The following is a 17,427-nucleotide window of genomic DNA, read 5'->3' as shown; positions in this document are numbered from 1 at the left end:
CGGTCACTTACGTGGCCTAGGATATCCGCCACCTCTACAGCCGTTTCACCTTAAGCTGCCGAACGAGAGCCGCCGACTGCTGGGCCTGATGGGACGCTCGCCTGGAAGGTGTACGAGAACGCCATGGAATTTTCCGTATTAGGCCCCCTTCGCGTCAGCGAAGGGGGACACTCTTATACACCGACGGCGCCCAAACAGCGGCAGCTGCTCGCCCTGCTCCTCCTCAACGCCAATCAGGTCGTCTCCACCAGCGCCTGCATCGACGAACTCTGGGAGGACGCCCCGCCGAACACCGCGCTCTCCACCATCCAGTCGTACATCCTGCAACTGCGCCGCGCGCTGGGGCGGATTCCGCGGATCGGCTCGCTCCAGGCGGCCCGGCGGGTCCTGGAGACCCGCGACGGCGGATACCTGCTCGTCGTCCGCGGCGACGAGCTGGACGCCCATCGGTTCACCGCGCTGGTCCGCCAGGGTCGGGCCCGGCTGCGCCGGGACGACGCGGGCGCCTCCCGGCTGCTGGGCGAGGCGCTGCGGATGTGGCACGGGTCGGCCCTGTCCGACGTCCAGGCCGGGCCGGTGCTCCGGGCGCATCTGGTCGGGCTGGCCGAGGACCGGATCAGCGTGCAGGAGCAGCGCATCGACGCCGACCTGCGACTGGGGCGCCACCATGAGCTGCTGGGCGAGTTGAGCGCGCTCAGCGCCCAGCACCCCACCCAGGAGTACCTCCACGCCCAGTTGGTGATCGCGCTCTACCGCTCCGGCCGCCGCACCCAGGCGCTGGAGGTGGTGCAGCGGCTGCGTCAGGTGATGCGCGACGAGCTGGGCCTGGAGCCGTCGCCGCGCATCCAGGAGCTGCACCAGGCGGTGCTGGTCTGCGACCCGCTGATCGACAAGCCGGTCGGCACCGACTCCGTGGTGCACCTGCCCGGTTGTGGCGGCGACGGCGAGGTGCTGTGCCACGACGGTCCGGGCGCCGTCGCCCCCCGGGGCCGCCCCTGAGCGGCGCCCGGGGCGGCGGCCCGGTTCAGAGCGACTCGATGTGCTCGGCCGGCGGGATGCGGTGGCGGCAGTCGAAGACATAGCGGGCGTGGGCGGCCACCGCGGCGTAGTCGAAGGCGTCGTGGTCGGTGGTGATGAGCACCGCGTGGGCCGCCGCCAGCTCCTCCGGCGTCGGCTCCACCCGGGTGAGGCCGGGGATGTCCGGCCCCTCGGTCACATGCGGATCGGCCACCCGCACCGCGGCGCCCGCCTCGATCAGCATCCGGGCGATGGGCAGCGCCGGGGACTCGCGCACGTCCCCGGTGTTGGCCTTGTAGGCCAGCCCCAGCATGAGGATCCGGGAGCCGGTGACGGTCTGCCGCCGCCGGTCCAGGCCCCGGGTGAGCCGCCGCACCACGTACTCGGGCATCTGGTTGTTGAGCTCGTCGGCCAGCTCCACCAGGCGGAACCGCTTGCCGTGGGTCCGCTCCACCTTCCAGGACAGATACAGCGGGTCCACCGGCAGACAGTGTCCGCCCACCCCCGGCCCCGGGGTGAAGCGCATGAAGCCGAACGGCTTGGTGGAGGCGATCTCCAGGGCGTCCCAGACGTCGACCCCGATGTGTTCGGCGTGCGTGGCCAGCTCGTTGACCAGGGCGATGTTGACGTGCCGAAAGGTGTTCTCCAGCACCTTGGCCAGCTCCGCCACGCGCGGCGAGGGGGCGACCACCACCTCCTCGACGATCGTCGCGTAGAACGCCCGGACCCGCTCCAGCGAGGCGGCGTCGACCCCGGAGACCACCTTGGGGGTGGTCTCGAAGGTCCATCGCGCGTTACCGGGGTCGATGCGCTCGGGGCTGTAGCCGAGGTGGAAGTCGACGCCCGGCGCGAGGTCGGAGCCCTTGTGCAGCAGCGGGGCCAGCACCTCCTCGGTGGTGCCCGGGTAGCTGGTGGACTCCAGGATCACGGTGGCCCCGGGGCGCAGCCGTGAGGCGAGGGCCTCACCCGCGGACTCGATGTAGCTCAGGTCGGGGACGCCCTCGTGCAGCGGGGTGGGCACGGTGATGACGGCGATGTCGAAGCCGTCCAGGTCGTCGGGGTCGATGCTGGGCCGGTAGGTGCCCCGGTCGAGGATCGCGCGCAGCCGCTCCGCCGCCACGTCCCCGACGTAGCTGTCCCCGGCCGCGAGCTTGTCCACGCGCCGCTCGTCGATGTCGTATCCGACGACGTGGAAGCCGCCTTCGGCCGCCGCGACCGCCAGCGGCAGCCCCACGTACCCCTGACCTATCACGACCAGTTTCGTGGTCATCGAAGCTCCTCCGTGCTCAGTCGAAGAATTCGCAGATCGCGTCGGCGATATAGGTGACCTGCGCATCGGTGAGGTGTGGCCAGATGGGGATGGCCAGGTTGTGGTCGCTGGCGTGCTGGGCGCCGGGCCACTCGACGCCGTCCGGCGCGTACCGCTCGAAGGCGGGCTGGCGGGGCAGCGGTACGGGGTAGTAGACGTGGCTGCCGATGTTCTTCTCGGTCAGCCAGGCGCGCAGATCGCCGCGACGCCGGACCAGCAGCGAGTAGACGTAGTAGCAGCGGCCGTTGCGCCCGGCGGGCGGGGCGAGCAGACCGCGCTCGGCCAGCGGCGCGAAGCGCTCGGTGTAGTAGTCGGCGATGCGGGCGCGCCGTTCCAGCCGGTCGGCGAAGCCGCCGTGCCGGTGCAGTTGGAAGGCGGCGAGGATCTCGTCGAAGCGGCTGTTCTGGCCCACGCGGTGGTGCAGGAAGCGGTGGACGCCGTCCTGGCCGTGGTTGCGCAGCATCCGCACGGTGCGCGCCAGCTCCGGGTCGTCGGTGAGCACCACCCCGCCCTCGCCGGCTGTGCCGAACGCCTTGACCTGGAAGAACGAGAAGACTCCCAGGTCCCCCCAGCGTCCCGAGGGGACACCGTCCAGGACCGCGCCCTCGGCCACCGCCGCGTCCTCGATGACGGGGATGCCCTGCCGCTGCGCGATCTTCTTGAGGCGCGGCATGTCCGCCATGACCGAGAAGACATGGGCCGGCATGACGGCCCGGGTCCGCTCGGTGATCAGCCGCTCCACGGCGTCCGGGTCGATCACCATGGTGTGCGGGTCGACGTCGGCGAAGACGGGGGTCGCTCCCAGGTTGGCCACCGAACTGGCCACCGGCTGGCAGCAGAAGGCGGGCACGATGACCTCGTCGCCGGGCCCGACGCCCAGCGCCTGGACGGCGAGGTTGAGCCCGCCGGTGCCGCTGGAGCAGGCGATGACGTGCTCGGCCCCGGTGGAGCGGGCGAGCTCCGCCTCCAGCTCCGCGGTGCGCCGGCCCAGGATGAACTTCTGCTCGGCATCGGTCCCCACCTCGTGCAGCAGCCGCTTGAACGCCTCGCGGTCCTGCTCGAAGAGGTCGGGGGGGAAGAAGGGGATGAGGGACATCGTCACCGCCTCCCGGCGTAGAAGTCGAAGATCGCGGTGCACACCGTGTCGAGCTGCTCCTCGGTGAGGTCCGGGTAGAGCGGCAGCGCGACGGTCCGCTCGCAGGCGGCCTCGGCGACGGGGAAGCGGCCCGCGCGGTGGTCCGGGTGCCCGGCGTAGCAGGGCTGGAGGTGCAGCGGCCGGGGGTAGTAGGTCTCGGTGCCGATCGAGCGGGCGGTCAGATGGGCCACCAGCTCGTCCCGCCGCTCGACCTCGACGAGGTAGACGTAGTGGACCGGGTCGCTGGCGACCGGCCGCGGCACCCGGCGGGGCACGGCCAGCACCCCGTCGGCGCCGGCCAGCCGTTCGGTGTAGGCGGCGGCGAGCTCGGCGCGGCGGGCGATGTCCTGGTCCAGTCGGGTCAGCTTGGCCAGCAGCACCGCCGCCTGGACGTCGTCCATCTTGCTGTTGGTGCCGGAGACCCCGGAGAGGTTGGAGATCCCCGCGATGTGGTCGATGGTCCGGCCCATCCGGCCGTGGTGGCGCAGCACCCCGGCCCGCTCGGCCACCTGCTCGTCATCGGTGAGGATCATCCCGGCGTCGCCCAGCGCGCCGAGGGTCTTGGTGGGGAAGAAGGACAGCACGCCGCCGGCGCCCAGCAGGCCGGCGTGGGTGCCGTTCCAGCGCATCCCGATGGCCTCGGCGCTGTCCTCCAGCAGGGTCAGCTCGTGGCGGTGGGCCAGCTGGGAGAGCGCCGCCATGTCGGCGAGCTGGCTGAAGAGGTGCACGGGCAGCAGGGCGCGGGTGCGATCGGTGATCGCCGCCTCGGCGGAGCCTGCGTCCATGCCGTAGTCGCCGTCCGCGGTGATGTCGGCGAAGACCGGGGTGGCCCCGGCCAGGCTGACGGCGGAGGCGGAGGCGAAGAAGCTGAAGGCGGGGACGATGACCTCGTCGCCCGGCTCGACGCCCGCCGCGCGCAACAGGAGGACCAGGGCGTCGGTGCCGCTGTTGACCGCCACGGCGTGCCGGGCGCCGGTGTATCCGGCGATGGCGCTTTCCAGTTCGGCGACCTTACGGCCATGGGAGAACTTGCCGCGGTCGAAGACGTCATCGGTGTGCCGAGCGATGAGCGGCCACAGCTCGGTGAAGCTTTCCGCCTGGGTGAAGAACGGAACCGGTGGCGCCTGGCGCGGAATTGACGTGGTCGGCATGGGAATGACGCTACGGACGTGCGCGCTTGTGCCGCTACGGACAATAAATTGCCGGTCCTTCGCGCCATTAGCAGGGCTTGTCATGGGCCCGGGTATGGAAAAGGCCCCCGATACGACACCTGATGTCGTATCGGGGGCTTCCTGAATCCGTCGTGGTGGGGGAATCCGTCGAAGGGGCTCCGCTCAGGCGACGTCGACCTCGGGCTTGCCCGAGGGGGTGCCGTCCTGCTCCATCCGCTCGGCGAGCTTCATGGCCTCTTCGATGAGGGTCTCGACGATCTTCGACTCGGGCACCGTCTTGATCACCTCGCCCTTCACGAAGATCTGCCCCTTACCGTTGCCCGAGGCCACCCCGAGGTCGGCCTCCCGAGCCTCACCGGGACCGTTCACCACACAGCCCATCACCGCCACCCGCAGCGGCACCTCCATGCCCTCCAGACCCGCCGTCACCTGATCGGCCAGCTTGTAGACGTCCACCTGGGCACGACCACAGGACGGGCAAGAGACGATCTCCAGACGGCGCTGGCGCAGGTTGAGCGACTCCAGGATCTGGATGCCGACCTTGACCTCCTCCGCCGGCGGGGCGGAGAGGGAGACGCGGATGGTGTCGCCGATGCCCTCCGAGAGCAGGGCACCGAAGGCCACCGCGGACTTGATGGTGCCCTGGAAGGCGGGGCCCGCCTCGGTGACGCCCAGGTGGAGCGGGTAGTCGCACTGGGCGGCGAGCTGCCGGTAGGCGTTGACCATGACCACCGGGTCGTTGTGCTTGACGGAGATCTTGATGTCCCTGAAGCCGTGCTCCTCGAACAGCGAGCACTCCCACAGCGCCGACTCCACCAGCGCCTCCGGGGTGGCCTTGCCGTACTTGGCCAGCAGCCGCTTGTCGAGAGAGCCGGCGTTGACACCGATACGGATCGGGACACCGGCGTCGGACGCCGCCTTCGCGATCTCCTTCACCTTGTCGTCGAACTGCCGGATATTGCCCGGATTGACCCGCACCGCCGCACAACCGGCGTCGATCGCCGCGAACACGTACTTCGGCTGGAAGTGGATATCCGCGATCACCGGGATCTGCGACTTCCTCGCGATCACCGACAACGCCTCCGCGTCATCCTGCGACGGACACGCCACCCGCACGATCTGACAACCCGAGGCCGTCAACTCCGCGATCTGCTGCAACGTCGCACCGATGTCCGCCGTCACCGTCGTCGTCATGGACTGCACCGACACCGGCGCACCCCCGCCCACCGCCACCGACCCCACCTGGATCCGTCGGCTGGCCCGGCGCGGGGCGAGGGTGGTCGGGACGGCCGGGATGCCGAGTGAGACGGCGGTCATGAGGCCCCCTTCAGTCGGGCGGCGCCGGCCGCCGCCAGCGCCTCGGCGATGTCGTCGGCGAGGGTCGCGGGTTGGAGTCCGGCCTCGGTCAGCAGCTCGGCGCGGCTGCCGTGGTCGAAGAACTTCTGGGTCAGGCCGAAGGTGTGGACGGGGGTGGCGACCCCGCCGTCCCGCACCGCCTGGGCGATGGCGCCGCCCACCCCGCCCACCCGGCCGTTGTCCTCGACGGTGGCCACCAGCGCGTGGTCCGCGGCGAGCCGCACCAGGGCCGGGGCGACCGGCTTGACCCAGCACGGGTCCACCACGGTGGCCGTGATCCCGCGGTCGGCGAGCTCCCGGGCGGCGGCGAGCGCGGTGGCGGCCATGGCTCCGACGGAGACCAGCAGCACGTCGACGCGGTGGGTGCCGCGCGGTCGGGCCAGGACGTCCACGCCGCCGACAGTGGCGACCGGCTCGGTGTCGGCCGCGACCGCCCCCTTGGGGAAGCGGACCACGGTCGGGCCGTCGGTCACCGCCACCGCCTGGCGCAGTTGGGCCCGCAGCCGGGTGCCGTCGCGCGGCGCGGCGATCCGTAGGCCGGGGACGGCCTGGAGGATGGACAGGTCCCACATGCCGTTGTGGCTGGGGCCGTCGTTGCCGGTGGCGCCCGCCCGGTCCAGGACGAAGGTCACCCCGCAGCGGTGCAGCGCCACATCCATCAGCACCTGGTCGAAGGCGCGGTTGAGGAAGGTGGCGTAGACGGCCACCACCGGGTGCAGTCCGCCGAGGGCGAGGCCGGCCGCCGAGGTCACCGCGTGCTGCTCGGCGATCCCCACGTCGAAGACCCGCTCCGGGTAGGCGGTCGCGAAGGCGTCCAGGCCCACCGGTTGCAGCATGGCGGCGGTGATGGCGACGACGTCCTCCCGCTCCGCCCCGACCTCGACCATCTCCTTCGCGAACACCGAGGTCCAGGAGGGTCCGGCCGGCCGGGCGCCGGGCGTGGCGACCGCGCCGATGGCGTGGAAGCGGTCCAGCTCGTGCGCCTCGGCGGGCGGGTGGCCGTGGCCCTTGCGGGTGATGCAGTGCACGATGACGGGCCCGCCGAACGCCTTGGCGCGGGCCAGCGCCGCCTCCACCGCCGCCGTGTCGTGGCCGTCCACCGGCCCGACGTACTTCAGCCCCAGGTCCTCGAAGAGTCCCTGCGGGGCGACGAGGTCCTTCAGCCCCTTCTTCGCCCCGTGCAGCGCGTCGTAGAGCGGGCCGCCGAGGGGTCTGTCGCGCAGCCGGTCCTTGCCCCAGCGCAGGAAGCGCTCGTAGCCCTGGGTGGTGCGCAGCGTGGTGAGGTGGTCGGCGAGCCCGCCCCGGGTGGGGGCGTAGGAACGGCCGTTGTCGTTGACGACGATGATCAGCGGCAGGTCCTTGGCGGCGGCGATGTTGTTGAGCGCCTCCCAGGCCATGCCGCCGGTGAGCGCGCCGTCGCCGATGACCGCGACCACGTGGCGGCCGGTCAGGCCGCGCAGCCGGTGCGCCTTGGCGAGGCCGTCGGCGTAGCTCAGCGCGGTCGAGGCGTGTGAGTTCTCGATGACGTCGTGCTCGGACTCGTCCTGGCTGGGGTAGCCGGAGAGCCCGCCGCGGCTGCGCAGCCGGGAGAAGTCCTTGCGACCGGTGAGCAGTTTGTGGACGTAGGTCTGGTGGCCGGTGTCCCACAGCAGGCGGTCGCGCGGGGAGTCGAAGACCCGGTGCAGGGCGATGGTCAGCTCGACCACGCCGAGGTTGGGGCCGAGGTGGCCGCCGGTCCGCGAGACGGCGGCGATGAGGAACTCGCGGATCTCGCGGGCGAGCTCGGGCAGCCGGGACGGGTCCAGCGCCCGCAGGCGCTCCGGGCCGGTGACGGTGTCCAGCAGCGGGGTGGGCGGCTCAGCCAAAGCGCACCTCCATCTCCGGGGTGAGTCCGAGGTCCGGGCCGGTGGCCGTCTTGTCGACCGCGATCAGGACGTTGTAGTGGTTGGGGAAGTGGCAGGCGTCGAAGCCGAGCACGGTGCCGATCAGATGGCCGTCGGCCCACACCTCGTCGCCGCGGTCGATGACGCCTCCGGTGGCGATCTCCACGAAGCCCAGGAAGCCGACGCGGTCCACGACGGCGCCCGGGGCCGGGTCGTGCTGGTCGGTGGTGACCAGTTCGTGGATCTCCTCGCGGCGCACACAGCGGCTGGCGTACTCCTCCAGCACCATGCCGCGATCGTCCCGGCTGTGGATCAGGATCTTCACCAGACTGCCGGTGACCGGGCGCTTCAGCCCGTCCTCATGGGGGTTCACGAGGCGGCTCCGGCGGTGCGGGCGGTCTCGGCCGAGGGGGCGGCACCGGCGGGCGGGGCGGTGCCGGCGTCCGGGGCCGTGCGGTCCTCGCGCCGGTAGACCTCGGCGACCAGCTCCAGGGCGGCCAGCCCGTCGGCCGAGCGGTCCTCGCCGGCCCGTACGGCGGTGGCGAAGTCCCGCAGCACGCCGACGTACTCGTGCCATAACGACTGCTTGAAGCCGTCGTGGCCGCCGAGCATGTCGGCGGTGAGCACGGTGCCGTCGGCGAACCGCGCCTCGATGTCCTTGCGTTCGCCGGGGTAGGACCAGTCCAGTTCGACCCGGGCGGTGGCGCCGGTGTCGGCGCGCAGCAGCACCGCCGACCGGCGGTCGGTGCCGTGCTCGTCCCGGACGACGGTGGCGTCGACGACCCGGACCGGGCCGAGGAACTGGCGGACGGTGTCGAAGGCGTTGGGCCCGTTGTCGGCGACGCAGCCGCCGCCGCAGCGCTCCGGGTCCAGGTACCAGAGGTCGGCGCCCGCGTGCTCCTCGATCCGCTCCAGATAGCGGACGGTGAGGGAGACCAGGGGGCTGCCCTGCTCGCCGACCCGGTCCAGCAGCGCCAGCGCGTTGTCGTTGTAGCGGCGGTGGAAGGAGGTGAAGAGCACCGCCCCGTGGTCGGCGGCGGTACGGGCCAGCATCCGCCCGTCCTCGACCCGCGTGGCCAGGGGCTTCTCCACGCAGACCGCGAGACCGGCGGCCAGCAGATCCGCGCAGACGGCGGCGTGCGCGTCGTTGGGCACGTTGACCACCACCGAGTCCAGCCCACCCGCGGCGATCATGGCGCGGTGGTCCGGGTAGCCGGCGACCCGGCCCGCGAAGGGGGCGAGCGCCTCGGGGCGCAGGTCGCAGACGGCGGCCAGCTCGACATCGGGCAGGGCGTCGAAGGCGGCCACGTAGAAGCGGGAGATGACGCCGAGCCCGACGATCCCGACCCGCAGCGCCCTCCCGGGCGGGTGGGCGGCCGGGCCGCCGTCGGGCCGGCGGTCCACGCCGGAGTCCTCCACGCGGTGGCCCTCGGAGGGGCGAGGTGTCTCCTTGCTCCGGTCGGTCACGCGTTCTCCCCTTCCAGGATGGCCGGGGTCGGGAGCCCCAGCTCGGCCGCGACCGCGCGGATCTCCGCGTACAGCTCGGGGGTGAGGGGGACCCCGGCCCGCCGGGCATCGACGGCCAGGGTGGCCTCGCGCGCGCCGGGGTAGCTGACGGGGGTGCCGGGGCGCACCGGCGGGCAGTCGACCAGGGCCTGGAAGAGGCCGGCCGACTCGCCGAGGAAGTCGGCCACCGGGCGCAGCGCGCCGGGGGCGACCGCCAGCGCCAGGAAGCCGATGTCGTCGTCGCGTCCGGAGGGGCCGCCGGTGCCGGCGTACGCCTCGGTGGCGGGGCCGAGTCCGGCGCCGGGCACCAGCGCGGCGAGCACCTCGACCAGCAGCGCGAGCCCGTAGCCCTTGTAGGCGCCGGTCTCCGGGCGGCCGCCGAGCCACAGCGGGAAGCCCTCGCCGCGGTCGAGCGCGCCCGGGTCGGTGACCGGCCGGTCCTCGGCGTCCTGCAGCCAGCCCTCGGGTATCTCACGGCCGGCGCGCGCGGCCTCTCGGATCTTGCCGGTGGGCACCGCGGTGGTGGACATGTCCAGCACGTACGGCGGCAGGTCGGGGCCGGCCGGGGCGGCGACGCTCATCGGGTTGGTGCCGAGCATCGCGACCCGGCCGCCCGGCGGGCGGGCGATCCGCTGCCGTCCGCAGTTGGAGGCGAGCACGGCGACGACGTCGTGTCGTCGCGCGGTGCGCTCGGTGTGGTGGCCGGCGCAGCCGAAGTGGGTGGCGTCGCGGACCGAGACCAGACCGACGCCGTACTCGGCGGCGCGCCGGGCGGCCAGCTCCATGGCCTCGCCGGCGACCCACAGGCCGAGCCCCTTGTGGGCGTCCCAGAGGACCGCGGCGCCGCGGTCGGCGAGCACCTCGGGCTCGGCGTCCGGCACCGCCCGCCCGTCGTCGAACAGCGGCAGGTAGAGCCGGGTGAGGTTGGCCAGGCCGTGTGAGCGCATCCCGGCCAGGTCGCCGTAGACCAGGGCCTCGGCGGCGGCGCCGGCACGCGGGCGGGGCACGCCGCGGGCGGCGAACACCTCGGTGGCGAAGCCGAGCAGGCTGTCGTAGGGGACGCGGACCGCCGTCGGGGCGGCCGCGTCGGGAAGGGTGGTTGTCATAACGATCCGTCCGTTGCCCGGGCGTCGGAGCGCCGGGCGGTGTGGTGGGCGAAGTGGTCGGTGAAGTGCCGCAGGAGCGAGGTGACCCGCGTGGCGAAGGCTTCGAGGTCGGCGGTGTCGGCGTACTCGCCCTCGGCGTGGGCGTGGTTGGCCGCCAGGTCGCCGGGGCCGAGCACGGCGGTGTAGGCGCCGGGCGCGCCGTGCATCCAGATGGCGTCGCAGGTGCAGGCCGGGGCGTCGGGCGGGGCGTACGGGATGCCCGCCCGCTCCAGCAGCCGTTCGGCCCAGGGGTCGTGGTCGTCGAGCGCCGGCAGTCCGCGTTTGAGCCAGTCGAGGGTGGTGATCTCGGCGGCCTCGGCGGCGGTCAGGGCGAAGTCGGGGAGGGCGCCGAAGCGCCCCGCGAAGGCGGTGAGACCGCCGCGCAGCTCGTCCTCCAGCGCCCGCTGGAGCGCGGTCCCGGCGGCGGTGGTCCCGTAGGCGAGGTTCAGCAGCAGGTGCCCCGTGCCGTAGACCTTGTTGTGCAGGTGGCCGGTGTGCAGCCCGGCGACGCAGACCCGGCCGTCGTCGGCACGGGTGGCCAGGCGCTCGGCGAGGTGCTGGGCCAGGAAGCCGAGCAGCACGGTGGCGTTGTGGCCGCCGCCGGGGTGGTCGTCGATGGAGTCGGTGCCGGCGACGGTGATCCGGGCGGTGGCGGCGGCGGTGGCGCGGGGCACCAGCCGGTTCCCGGTCGGCTCGCAGAAGACGTTGAGCCGCCCGGTGTACCCGGCCGCCACCAGCGGGCGGGTGCCGAAGACGCCCATGGCGCCGCCCTCCTCACCCGCGACCAGTTGGATGAGCACCCCCGTGGTGACGCCCAGTTCGGGTACGGCCGCGACCGCCTCCCGCAACCCGGCCAGCAGGGCCACGGCCGGCCCCTTGGCGTCGATCGCGCCCCGGCCGTGGAACCGCCCGTCGCGGCAGACCGGCGGCTCCCATCCGGCGACCGTGTCCAGGTGCGCGTTGAACATCACCGTGCGCTCGGGCGGGAGTTCGGGCCCCAGCCGCAGCACCATGCTGGGCTGGCACTCCAGGAAGTCCGGGGTACGCTCCGCGGCCTCCCGCACGGTCCGCGGCACCCCGTCCCGATCCAGTACGGACGGGTCGGGGGCGGCGTGGTGGACGACGCGGAAGCCCAGCGGCGCGGCGGCCTCGGCGTACGCCCGCTGCGCCTCCCACAGCCGCGGGGGCGGTCCGTCGGGGCCGGTCTCCAGGGGGCCGGCGGTGCGCAGTCCGATGAGGTGCAGCAGCAGATCCCGCTCGGCGGGGAGGAGCGTGACGGGGCTCATGAGCGCACCTCGGAGGCTGTGCCGGTCCCGCCGGCCGCGGCCGAGCCGCTGAGCCCGCCGAGCCCGCCGATGAGCTTCTCAAGCTCCCGCCCGTAGTCGACGAAGGCGCTCAGGACGTCGTCGCCGCTCCGCGCGAGGAAGTCGTGCGGGCGCACGTTGATGTGCGGCTCGATGGACCACACCCCGGTGTAGCCGTGGTCCAGCAGATGGCGCAGCGCCTCGGGCACGCGGCAGTCGCCGTGGCCCGGCAGGGTGTAGCGGGTGTCCTCGGGGGTGCCGACGGCGTCCTTGATGTGCACATGAGCGATGTACGGGGTGAGTCGCGGCAGCAGCTCGTACGCCCGGTACCCGTAGGCGACGCCGTTGCCGACGTCGAACAGCAGCCGCAGGGCGGGGCTGTCGACGTGGGCCAGCAGGTCGAGCATGCGGTCGGCGCGGGTGCCGGCCCAGCCGGCGCAGTTCTCGTGCAGGAGGACCAGCCCGGCGGCCTCGGCGCGCGCGGTCAGCGCGGCCAACCGGGCCAGCGCCTCGGCGCGCCAGCGGTCCTCGGGCAGGCCGTCGTTGGGGTAGGACATCACGCGCACCCGGTCGGTGCCCAGGCGGGCGCAGCGCTCGACGAGGACGTCCAGCTCGTGCAGGTCCTGGGCGAAGGGCGCGGTGACGGGGCGGGCCCAGTTGGCGATGCGGGAGTCCACGCAGGCGACCTCCAGCCGGGCGGCGGTCAGCCGCTCGGCGACCCGCTCGAAGGCGGCCTCGTCGAGGTCGGCGACGGCGGTGCCGTCGACGGTGCGCAGCTCGATGGCGTCCCAGCCGAGGGTGGTGAGCGCGGTGATCTGCTCGTCCAGCGAGGCGCCGGCCTCGTCGCCGATGCCGCACAGCCGGATCCCGGCGGGGAGCCCGGGGCCTTCGGGGGTGGGGCGCGGGTGCTCAGCCGACATGGAGGTATCCCTTCCGGGCCGCGGCGGCGGCCTGTTCCTTGGCTCGCTCCAGCACGGCCACCACCTCGGCCTGGAGCGCGAAGTCCGCGGTGACGTCGGCGCCGGCGGCGAAGTCCCGGTAGACCTGGAGCAGACAGGCGTCGAGGGCCTCGTCGGGGAAGACGTCATGGGTCTGCGGCAGCCCGATGGGGCGCACGCGGAGGTGGGCGTAGGGGTCCTCGCCGCTGACCGGGTAGTGGCCGACGGCCGTGCCGGCGTCGAACTCCAGCGTGATGCTGCGCTCGCGCAGCGGCGAGGTCAGATCGGTGTCGATCTCGCTGATCACTCCCCCCTCATGACGGACTGTCAGCTGCGCCGTTCCCATGCGGGGGACGACGGATGTGCCGGCGCGGGCATCGGTCCAGGAGGCCGCCTCGACCCGGCCGGCGCCGGCCAGCCGCAGCGCGACGCCGACGGAGTGCGGCAGCTCGACGTCGAAGGCGCTCGGGTGGCTGGGGGTGCTCAGCGACCGGCGCAGCCGGGGCTTGCGCTGGTGCACGGTGATCCGGCGCAGTCCGCCGAGGCTGCCGGAGCGCACCAGTCGCCCCAGCCGCTCGGTGAGGGTGCTGTGCAGCCAGGGCGCGACGACGGCCAGCGCGAGCCCGCGCTCGTCGCGCAGCCGGCGCATCGCCTCCACCGCCGCGCCGTCGGTGCCGATCGGCTTCTCGACCAGGAAGCGGCGGAAGCCGACCCCCGCGAGCTCGCGCAGCACCTCCACCCGCTGGTCGGGCGGGGTGCACAGGTGCACCACGGTGCGTGCCGGGTCGAGCCGGGCCCGGGCGGCGGCCGGCGAGTCCACGGTCACCAGCCCCGGTACGGGCTCGCCCAGGGGGCGGATGTCGTAGCCGAGGGGCGGTTCCGGCGCGAAGGGGTCCCCGGCGGCGGTCGTCTGCCGCAGCTTGTGGAGCACCGGCAGATGGAGTTCTCGCCCCGAGCGTCCGAGCCCGACAAGCAAGGTGTGCAGCATCGGGAACTCCTCGTGAATCCGTGAAGTGGAGCGCCCACGCTATGTCCCGACCCGCCCGCCGGTCCGTAGCAGAGCGCTAGCAGATACCTGCCTGCGCGCCGGGGGGCGCGGACACTCAATTGCCATGGCCGGGGCGGCGGTCGGGTTCCTAGCGTGAAGGGCCCGAAGCCGAATCGAGGGGGTTTCCCATGAGCGTCACCGAGGGCGCGGAGATCGCCGCGGACCCGGACGTCGCCCGGGGTGCGGAGTACGTGTTCGACCAGTCCTGGGACCAGGAGTCGGAGCGGCTGCGGACCAACGAGGCGATCTGGGATCCGGGAACGATCGAGCGGCTGGAGCGGCTCGGGGTGGCCGCCGGCTGGTCGGTGCTGGAGGTCGGCGCCGGTACGGGTTCGATCGCGGCCTGGCTCGCCGAGCGGGTCGGCCCGGACGGCCGGGTGGTGGCGGTGGATCTGGAGCCGTCCCGGCTGGACTGGCTGACCGCCGCCAACGTCGAGGCCGTGCGGCTGGACCTGCGCACCCAGGAGCTCCCCGCGGGCGCCTTCGACCTCGTGCACTCCCGCATGGTCGTGCAGCACCTGGCCGACCGCCCCGCCGCCGTGGCGAAGCTGGTGCGCGCGCTGAAGCCGGGCGGCTGGCTCTTCCTGGAGGACACCGACTCGCTGTCGCTGTTCCGCAGCTCCGCCGGCGAGGACTTCCTCCAGGACGTCAAGGCCGCCGGGTACGGGCTGATGCGCCGCTCCGGGCACGAGCCGCGCGGCGGCCACTTCGACCTGGACGCGGCGCTGGAGCTGGGCCTTGAGGAGGTCTCCGCCGAGGGCCGCGCGGTCATGGTGCACGGCGGCTCCCGCCAGGCCCGGCACTACATGCTGTGGCTGGAGTCCCTGCGGCAGCGGATCGTCGCCGAGGGCCTGGTCTCGGAGGCCCGTGTCGACGAGGCGCTGCGGGAGATGGCCGACCCGGGGCACCGCTGGCTGTCGCAGGTCCTCATCTCCACGCTCGGGCGCAGGGCGCGCTAGCCCGTACGCGGGGCGGGGCCCGGGGGCGAGCACGGCTCCCGGGCCCGTGCCCCGCAGCCGCCCCGCTCCCGCACCCGCACTCGCACCGCCGCACCCGCACCCGCCCCCGCACCCGCACCGGCGCTCGCAGCCGCACCGCCGCACTCGCACCCGCACCCGCACCCGCACCCACAGCCGCACCCGCACCCGCACCCGCAGCCGCCGGAAAGGCCACCTCGCTCCCCGCCCCAAGGGCCGCCCGTTCCCCTCCGGGGGAAGGCGGCCGGCCGCTGTCCGTCCCCCATCCGCGACCGGAAGGCACCCGCCGATGTCCGCAGTGAGCACGGCTTCCCCGCCCGACCTCCGAGGGCGACTGAGGGCCTACGTCAAGCTCGGCAAGCTCTCCTTCTACGACTACTACCTGAGCCTCTTCGTCGTCTGGGTGGCGCTGCCCGAGCCGCTGCTGTGGGAGGGCCGGAGCTGGGCGGTGCTGGCGCTCTACACCCTCGGCTATGTGGGCGTGGTGGCCGCCACCGTCGCGCTGGACGACGTCACCGGCATCCGGGACGGCAGCGACGCGCGCAACTACTCCCCCGAGTCCGGCGCGCTGCGCGACCTGTCGCGGAAGCCGCTGCTCAGCGGGGCGCTGACGGTGCGCCAGGCGGAACTCTTCGGCTGGGGCGCGGCGCTGTGGGGTGCGGTGCTGTGGACGGCGACGCTCGCCGTGGCGCCGCACAGCGCGCCGTGGACGGCGGTGGCGATGCTGCTGGTGCTGCTCAGCAACGCCCAGTACTCCTACGGGTTGAAGATCAGCTACCGGGGCGGTCAGGAGCTGATCCTGGTGACCCCGGGCCTCGCCGTGCTGCTCCCGTACGCGCTACTGACCGGCGAGGTCACCGGCCTGATCGTGCTGGAGACGGTGCTGGTCGGGCTGTGGAGCCTGCTGGTGTCGGTCTACTCCAACATCAACGACGTGGAGGGCGACCGGCTCGCGGGGCGGCGCAACCTCGCCACGCTCTCCTCCCCCGCCGGCTACCGCCGCGTCGTCATCGGCTTCCATCTGCTGGAGCCGCTGGCGGTGGGGGTGGCCGTCGCCGTGGGCGCCGTACCGGCGTGGTTCGTGGCGCTGGCGCTGCCGCTGTGGGCGGGCCGGGTGGTCCAGGCACGGGCGGGGCTGGCGCGGGGACAGGTGCTGGTGGCGCGGATGCTCGGCATCAGGCTGCACCGCTGGGGAATTCCGTTGCTCCTGCTCGGCAATGCGCTTTTGTTGCACGTGTGATGAGTGATTCTGAAAACCTGACGGCCTCTTCCGCTTCCACCGCCCCGCCCCCGACCTCGTCCCCCTCCGCCTGGTCGGTCTCGACCGCCGTCGCGGGGTTGATCGTGGTCATCGTCTCGTACGCGGGCCCGATGGCCGTGGTCTTCACGGCGGCGGAGGCGGCCCGACTGAGCGACGCCCGGCTGGAGTCCTGGGTCTGGGCGATATCCATCGGCAGCGGGCTGACCTGCGTGCTGCTGAGCCTGGCCTACCGCGTCCCGGTCGTCACCGCGTGGTCGACGCCGGGCGCGGCGCTGCTGGTGACGGCGCTGACGGACCATCCGTACGACCAGGCCGTCGGCGCCTATCTGGTGGCCGCCGCGCTGACCGTGCTGGTCGGGGCGACCGGCCTGTTCGGCACGGTGATGCGGCTGCTGCCGCAGTCGGTGGCGGCGGCGATGCTCGCCGGCATCCTGGTGAAGTTCGGCATCGACCTCTTCACGGCCACCGAGGACGCGCCCGCGCTGGTGGCCCTGATGCTGGCCGCCTATGTGGTGGGGCGCCGGTTCGCGCCGCGCTGGGCGACGGCGTGGGCGCTGCTGGCCGGCGTCGGCTGGACCCTGCTGACCGGGGACGTCTCCTTCGGCGGGGTCCATCCGGACGTGGCCCGTCCGGTGTTCACCGCGCCCGCGTTCTCCTGGGACGCCGTGGTGGGGCTCGGGCTGCCGCTGTTCCTGGTGACGATGGCCTCGCAGAACGCCCCGGGCATCGCGGTGTTGAGCGCGGCGGGCTATCGGATGGACGCGGCCCGCTCCGGTCGCACCGTCACCACCACCGGGCTGGCCTCCGCCGCCCTGGCCCCGGTGGGCGCCCACGCCATCAACCTGGCCGCGATCACGGCGGCGATCTGCACCGGGCGGGAGGCGCACCCGGACCCGGACAAGCGGTATGCGGCGGGGGTGGTCGCCGGCGTCTGCTACCTGCTGGTCGGGGTGTTCGGCACCACGTTCATCGCGGTGTTCACGGCGCTGCCGGCGGATTTGGTGGCGGCCATCGCGGGCATCGCCCTGCTGGGCGCGCTGGGTGGGGCGCTGGCGGCCGCGACCGGGGAGGAGGCCCATCGGGACGGCGCCCTGGTCACCTTTCTGATGACGGCTTCCGGGGTGGAGCTCTGGGGCGTCGGCTCGGCCTGCTGGGGGCTGGTGGCCGGGGTGGCGACGCATCTGGCGCTGTCACGGCGGGGGTCGGAGCGGGGTTAGGGACCCCGGGCCCCTCAGCGGCTCCGGTGACGTCGGCCGCCGTTCGGCAGCGCCCTGAAGGGGTGCGGGCCGTGACATGTGCGGCTCCGCCGCGTGGGCGCGACCAGCCACAACGGGCCCGCGGGCCACAACGGGCCCGCGGGCGGACGACGGCCCGTC

The 17,427-nt window shown here is 73.4% G+C and carries 15 protein-coding genes; 4 read left to right on the top strand and 11 right to left on the bottom strand.

What is annotated here, in order from left to right; genetic code table 11:
* Positions 1 to 123: 123 nt before the first annotated feature.
* Positions 124 to 999: an AfsR/SARP family transcriptional regulator gene (locus LRS74_RS22400; RefSeq protein WP_277742686.1), complete on the top strand. Its 876-nt coding sequence runs from the start codon at positions 124 to 126 to the stop codon at positions 997 to 999.
* 25 nt (positions 1,000 to 1,024) lie between these two features.
* On the opposite strand, the gene LRS74_RS22395 is transcribed toward LRS74_RS22400, so the two are convergent.
* The 11 genes from LRS74_RS22395 to LRS74_RS22345 all read right to left on the bottom strand — a co-directional run bounded on the left by LRS74_RS22395 (position 1,025) and on the right by LRS74_RS22345 (position 13,753).
* Positions 1,025 to 2,287, bottom strand: coding sequence for a nucleotide sugar dehydrogenase (locus tag LRS74_RS22395; RefSeq protein WP_277742685.1), 1,263 nt, complete (start codon positions 2,285 to 2,287; stop codon positions 1,025 to 1,027).
* A gap of 16 nt (positions 2,288 to 2,303) precedes the next feature.
* Positions 2,304 to 3,422 carry a DegT/DnrJ/EryC1/StrS family aminotransferase gene (locus LRS74_RS22390; protein ID WP_277742684.1) on the bottom strand — a complete coding sequence of 373 codons (1,119 nt, stop codon included), beginning with the start codon at positions 3,420 to 3,422 and terminating at the stop codon, positions 2,304 to 2,306.
* Positions 3,423 to 3,424: 2 nt separating this feature from the next.
* Positions 3,425 to 4,612, bottom strand: a complete 1,188-nt coding sequence (locus LRS74_RS22385) for a DegT/DnrJ/EryC1/StrS family aminotransferase (RefSeq protein ID WP_277742683.1) — start codon at positions 4,610 to 4,612, stop codon at positions 3,425 to 3,427.
* A 183-nt stretch (positions 4,613 to 4,795) separates the two neighbouring features.
* A complete protein-coding gene (gene ispG, locus LRS74_RS22380) occupies positions 4,796 to 5,950 on the bottom strand; it encodes a flavodoxin-dependent (E)-4-hydroxy-3-methylbut-2-enyl-diphosphate synthase (RefSeq protein WP_277742682.1) in 1,155 nt (384 codons plus the stop codon).
* Entirely contained in the window at positions 5,947 to 7,854 is a 1,908-nt protein-coding gene (gene dxs, locus LRS74_RS22375; RefSeq protein ID WP_277742681.1) for a 1-deoxy-D-xylulose-5-phosphate synthase, read from the bottom strand. Before dxs ends, ispG begins: the two co-directional genes overlap by 4 nt.
* The gene (locus LRS74_RS22370) at positions 7,847 to 8,245 is read right to left on the bottom strand and encodes a hypothetical protein (protein WP_277742680.1); all 399 of its coding nucleotides are present in this window, start codon (positions 8,243 to 8,245) and stop codon (positions 7,847 to 7,849) included. Before LRS74_RS22370 ends, dxs begins: the two co-directional genes overlap by 8 nt.
* The gene (locus tag LRS74_RS22365; RefSeq protein WP_277742679.1) at positions 8,242 to 9,339 is read right to left on the bottom strand and encodes a Gfo/Idh/MocA family oxidoreductase; all 1,098 of its coding nucleotides are present in this window, start codon (positions 9,337 to 9,339) and stop codon (positions 8,242 to 8,244) included. Before LRS74_RS22365 ends, LRS74_RS22370 begins: the two co-directional genes overlap by 4 nt.
* Positions 9,336 to 10,484, bottom strand: a complete 1,149-nt coding sequence (locus LRS74_RS22360; protein ID WP_277742678.1) for an Ldh family oxidoreductase — start codon at positions 10,482 to 10,484, stop codon at positions 9,336 to 9,338. The genes LRS74_RS22365 and LRS74_RS22360 overlap by 4 nt, the downstream gene beginning before the upstream one ends.
* Positions 10,481 to 11,809 carry a M20/M25/M40 family metallo-hydrolase gene (locus LRS74_RS22355; RefSeq protein ID WP_277742677.1) on the bottom strand — a complete coding sequence of 443 codons (1,329 nt, stop codon included), beginning with the start codon at positions 11,807 to 11,809 and terminating at the stop codon, positions 10,481 to 10,483. The genes LRS74_RS22360 and LRS74_RS22355 overlap by 4 nt, the downstream gene beginning before the upstream one ends.
* Positions 11,806 to 12,747: a sugar phosphate isomerase/epimerase family protein gene (locus LRS74_RS22350; RefSeq protein WP_277742676.1), complete on the bottom strand. Its 942-nt coding sequence runs from the start codon at positions 12,745 to 12,747 to the stop codon at positions 11,806 to 11,808. Before LRS74_RS22350 ends, LRS74_RS22355 begins: the two co-directional genes overlap by 4 nt.
* Complete coding sequence (locus LRS74_RS22345) at positions 12,737 to 13,753, bottom strand: hypothetical protein (RefSeq protein WP_277742675.1); 1,017 nt, start codon at positions 13,751 to 13,753, stop codon at positions 12,737 to 12,739. The genes LRS74_RS22350 and LRS74_RS22345 overlap by 11 nt, the downstream gene beginning before the upstream one ends.
* A gap of 188 nt (positions 13,754 to 13,941) precedes the next feature.
* Between LRS74_RS22345 and LRS74_RS22340 the strand changes: the two genes are divergently transcribed.
* The 3 genes from LRS74_RS22340 (at position 13,942) to LRS74_RS22330 (ending at position 17,268) form a co-directional block, all read left to right on the top strand.
* Positions 13,942 to 14,772, top strand: coding sequence for a class I SAM-dependent methyltransferase (locus LRS74_RS22340; RefSeq protein ID WP_277742674.1), 831 nt, complete (start codon positions 13,942 to 13,944; stop codon positions 14,770 to 14,772).
* A 316-nt stretch (positions 14,773 to 15,088) separates the two neighbouring features.
* The gene (locus tag LRS74_RS22335; protein ID WP_277742673.1) at positions 15,089 to 16,030 is read left to right on the top strand and encodes a UbiA family prenyltransferase; all 942 of its coding nucleotides are present in this window, start codon (positions 15,089 to 15,091) and stop codon (positions 16,028 to 16,030) included.
* Positions 16,030 to 17,268 carry a benzoate/H(+) symporter BenE family transporter gene (locus tag LRS74_RS22330; RefSeq protein WP_277742672.1) on the top strand — a complete coding sequence of 413 codons (1,239 nt, stop codon included), beginning with the start codon at positions 16,030 to 16,032 and terminating at the stop codon, positions 17,266 to 17,268. The genes LRS74_RS22335 and LRS74_RS22330 overlap by 1 nt, the downstream gene beginning before the upstream one ends.
* Positions 17,269 to 17,427 lie beyond the last annotated feature (159 nt).

It is taken from the genome of Streptomyces sp. LX-29 (genome assembly GCF_029541745.1).
Taxonomy (GTDB): Bacteria; Actinomycetota; Actinomycetes; order Streptomycetales; family Streptomycetaceae; genus Streptomyces.
The sequence above is the reverse complement of the archived record's forward strand: the minus strand, read 5'-3'. Positions and strand labels throughout refer to the sequence as shown.

Coding starts and splice junctions, on each gene's coding strand:
- LRS74_RS22400 (WP_277742686.1), top strand. CDS start 124: ATGGAATTTTCCGTATTAGGCCCCCTTCGCGTCAGCGAAGGGGGACAC.
- LRS74_RS22395 (WP_277742685.1), bottom strand. CDS start 2,287: ATGACCACGAAACTGGTCGTGATAGGTCAGGGGTACGTGGGGCTGCCG.
- LRS74_RS22390 (WP_277742684.1), bottom strand. CDS start 3,422: ATGTCCCTCATCCCCTTCTTCCCCCCCGACCTCTTCGAGCAGGACCGC.
- LRS74_RS22385 (WP_277742683.1), bottom strand. CDS start 4,612: ATGCCGACCACGTCAATTCCGCGCCAGGCGCCACCGGTTCCGTTCTTC.
- ispG (WP_277742682.1), bottom strand. CDS start 5,950: ATGACCGCCGTCTCACTCGGCATCCCGGCCGTCCCGACCACCCTCGCC.
- LRS74_RS22360 (WP_277742678.1), bottom strand. CDS start 10,484: ATGACAACCACCCTTCCCGACGCGGCCGCCCCGACGGCGGTCCGCGTC.
- LRS74_RS22355 (WP_277742677.1), bottom strand. CDS start 11,809: ATGAGCCCCGTCACGCTCCTCCCCGCCGAGCGGGATCTGCTGCTGCAC.
- LRS74_RS22350 (WP_277742676.1), bottom strand. CDS start 12,747: ATGTCGGCTGAGCACCCGCGCCCCACCCCCGAAGGCCCCGGGCTCCCC.
- LRS74_RS22345 (WP_277742675.1), bottom strand. CDS start 13,753: ATGCTGCACACCTTGCTTGTCGGGCTCGGACGCTCGGGGCGAGAACTC.
- LRS74_RS22340 (WP_277742674.1), top strand. CDS start 13,942: ATGAGCGTCACCGAGGGCGCGGAGATCGCCGCGGACCCGGACGTCGCC.
- LRS74_RS22330 (WP_277742672.1), top strand. CDS start 16,030: ATGAGTGATTCTGAAAACCTGACGGCCTCTTCCGCTTCCACCGCCCCG.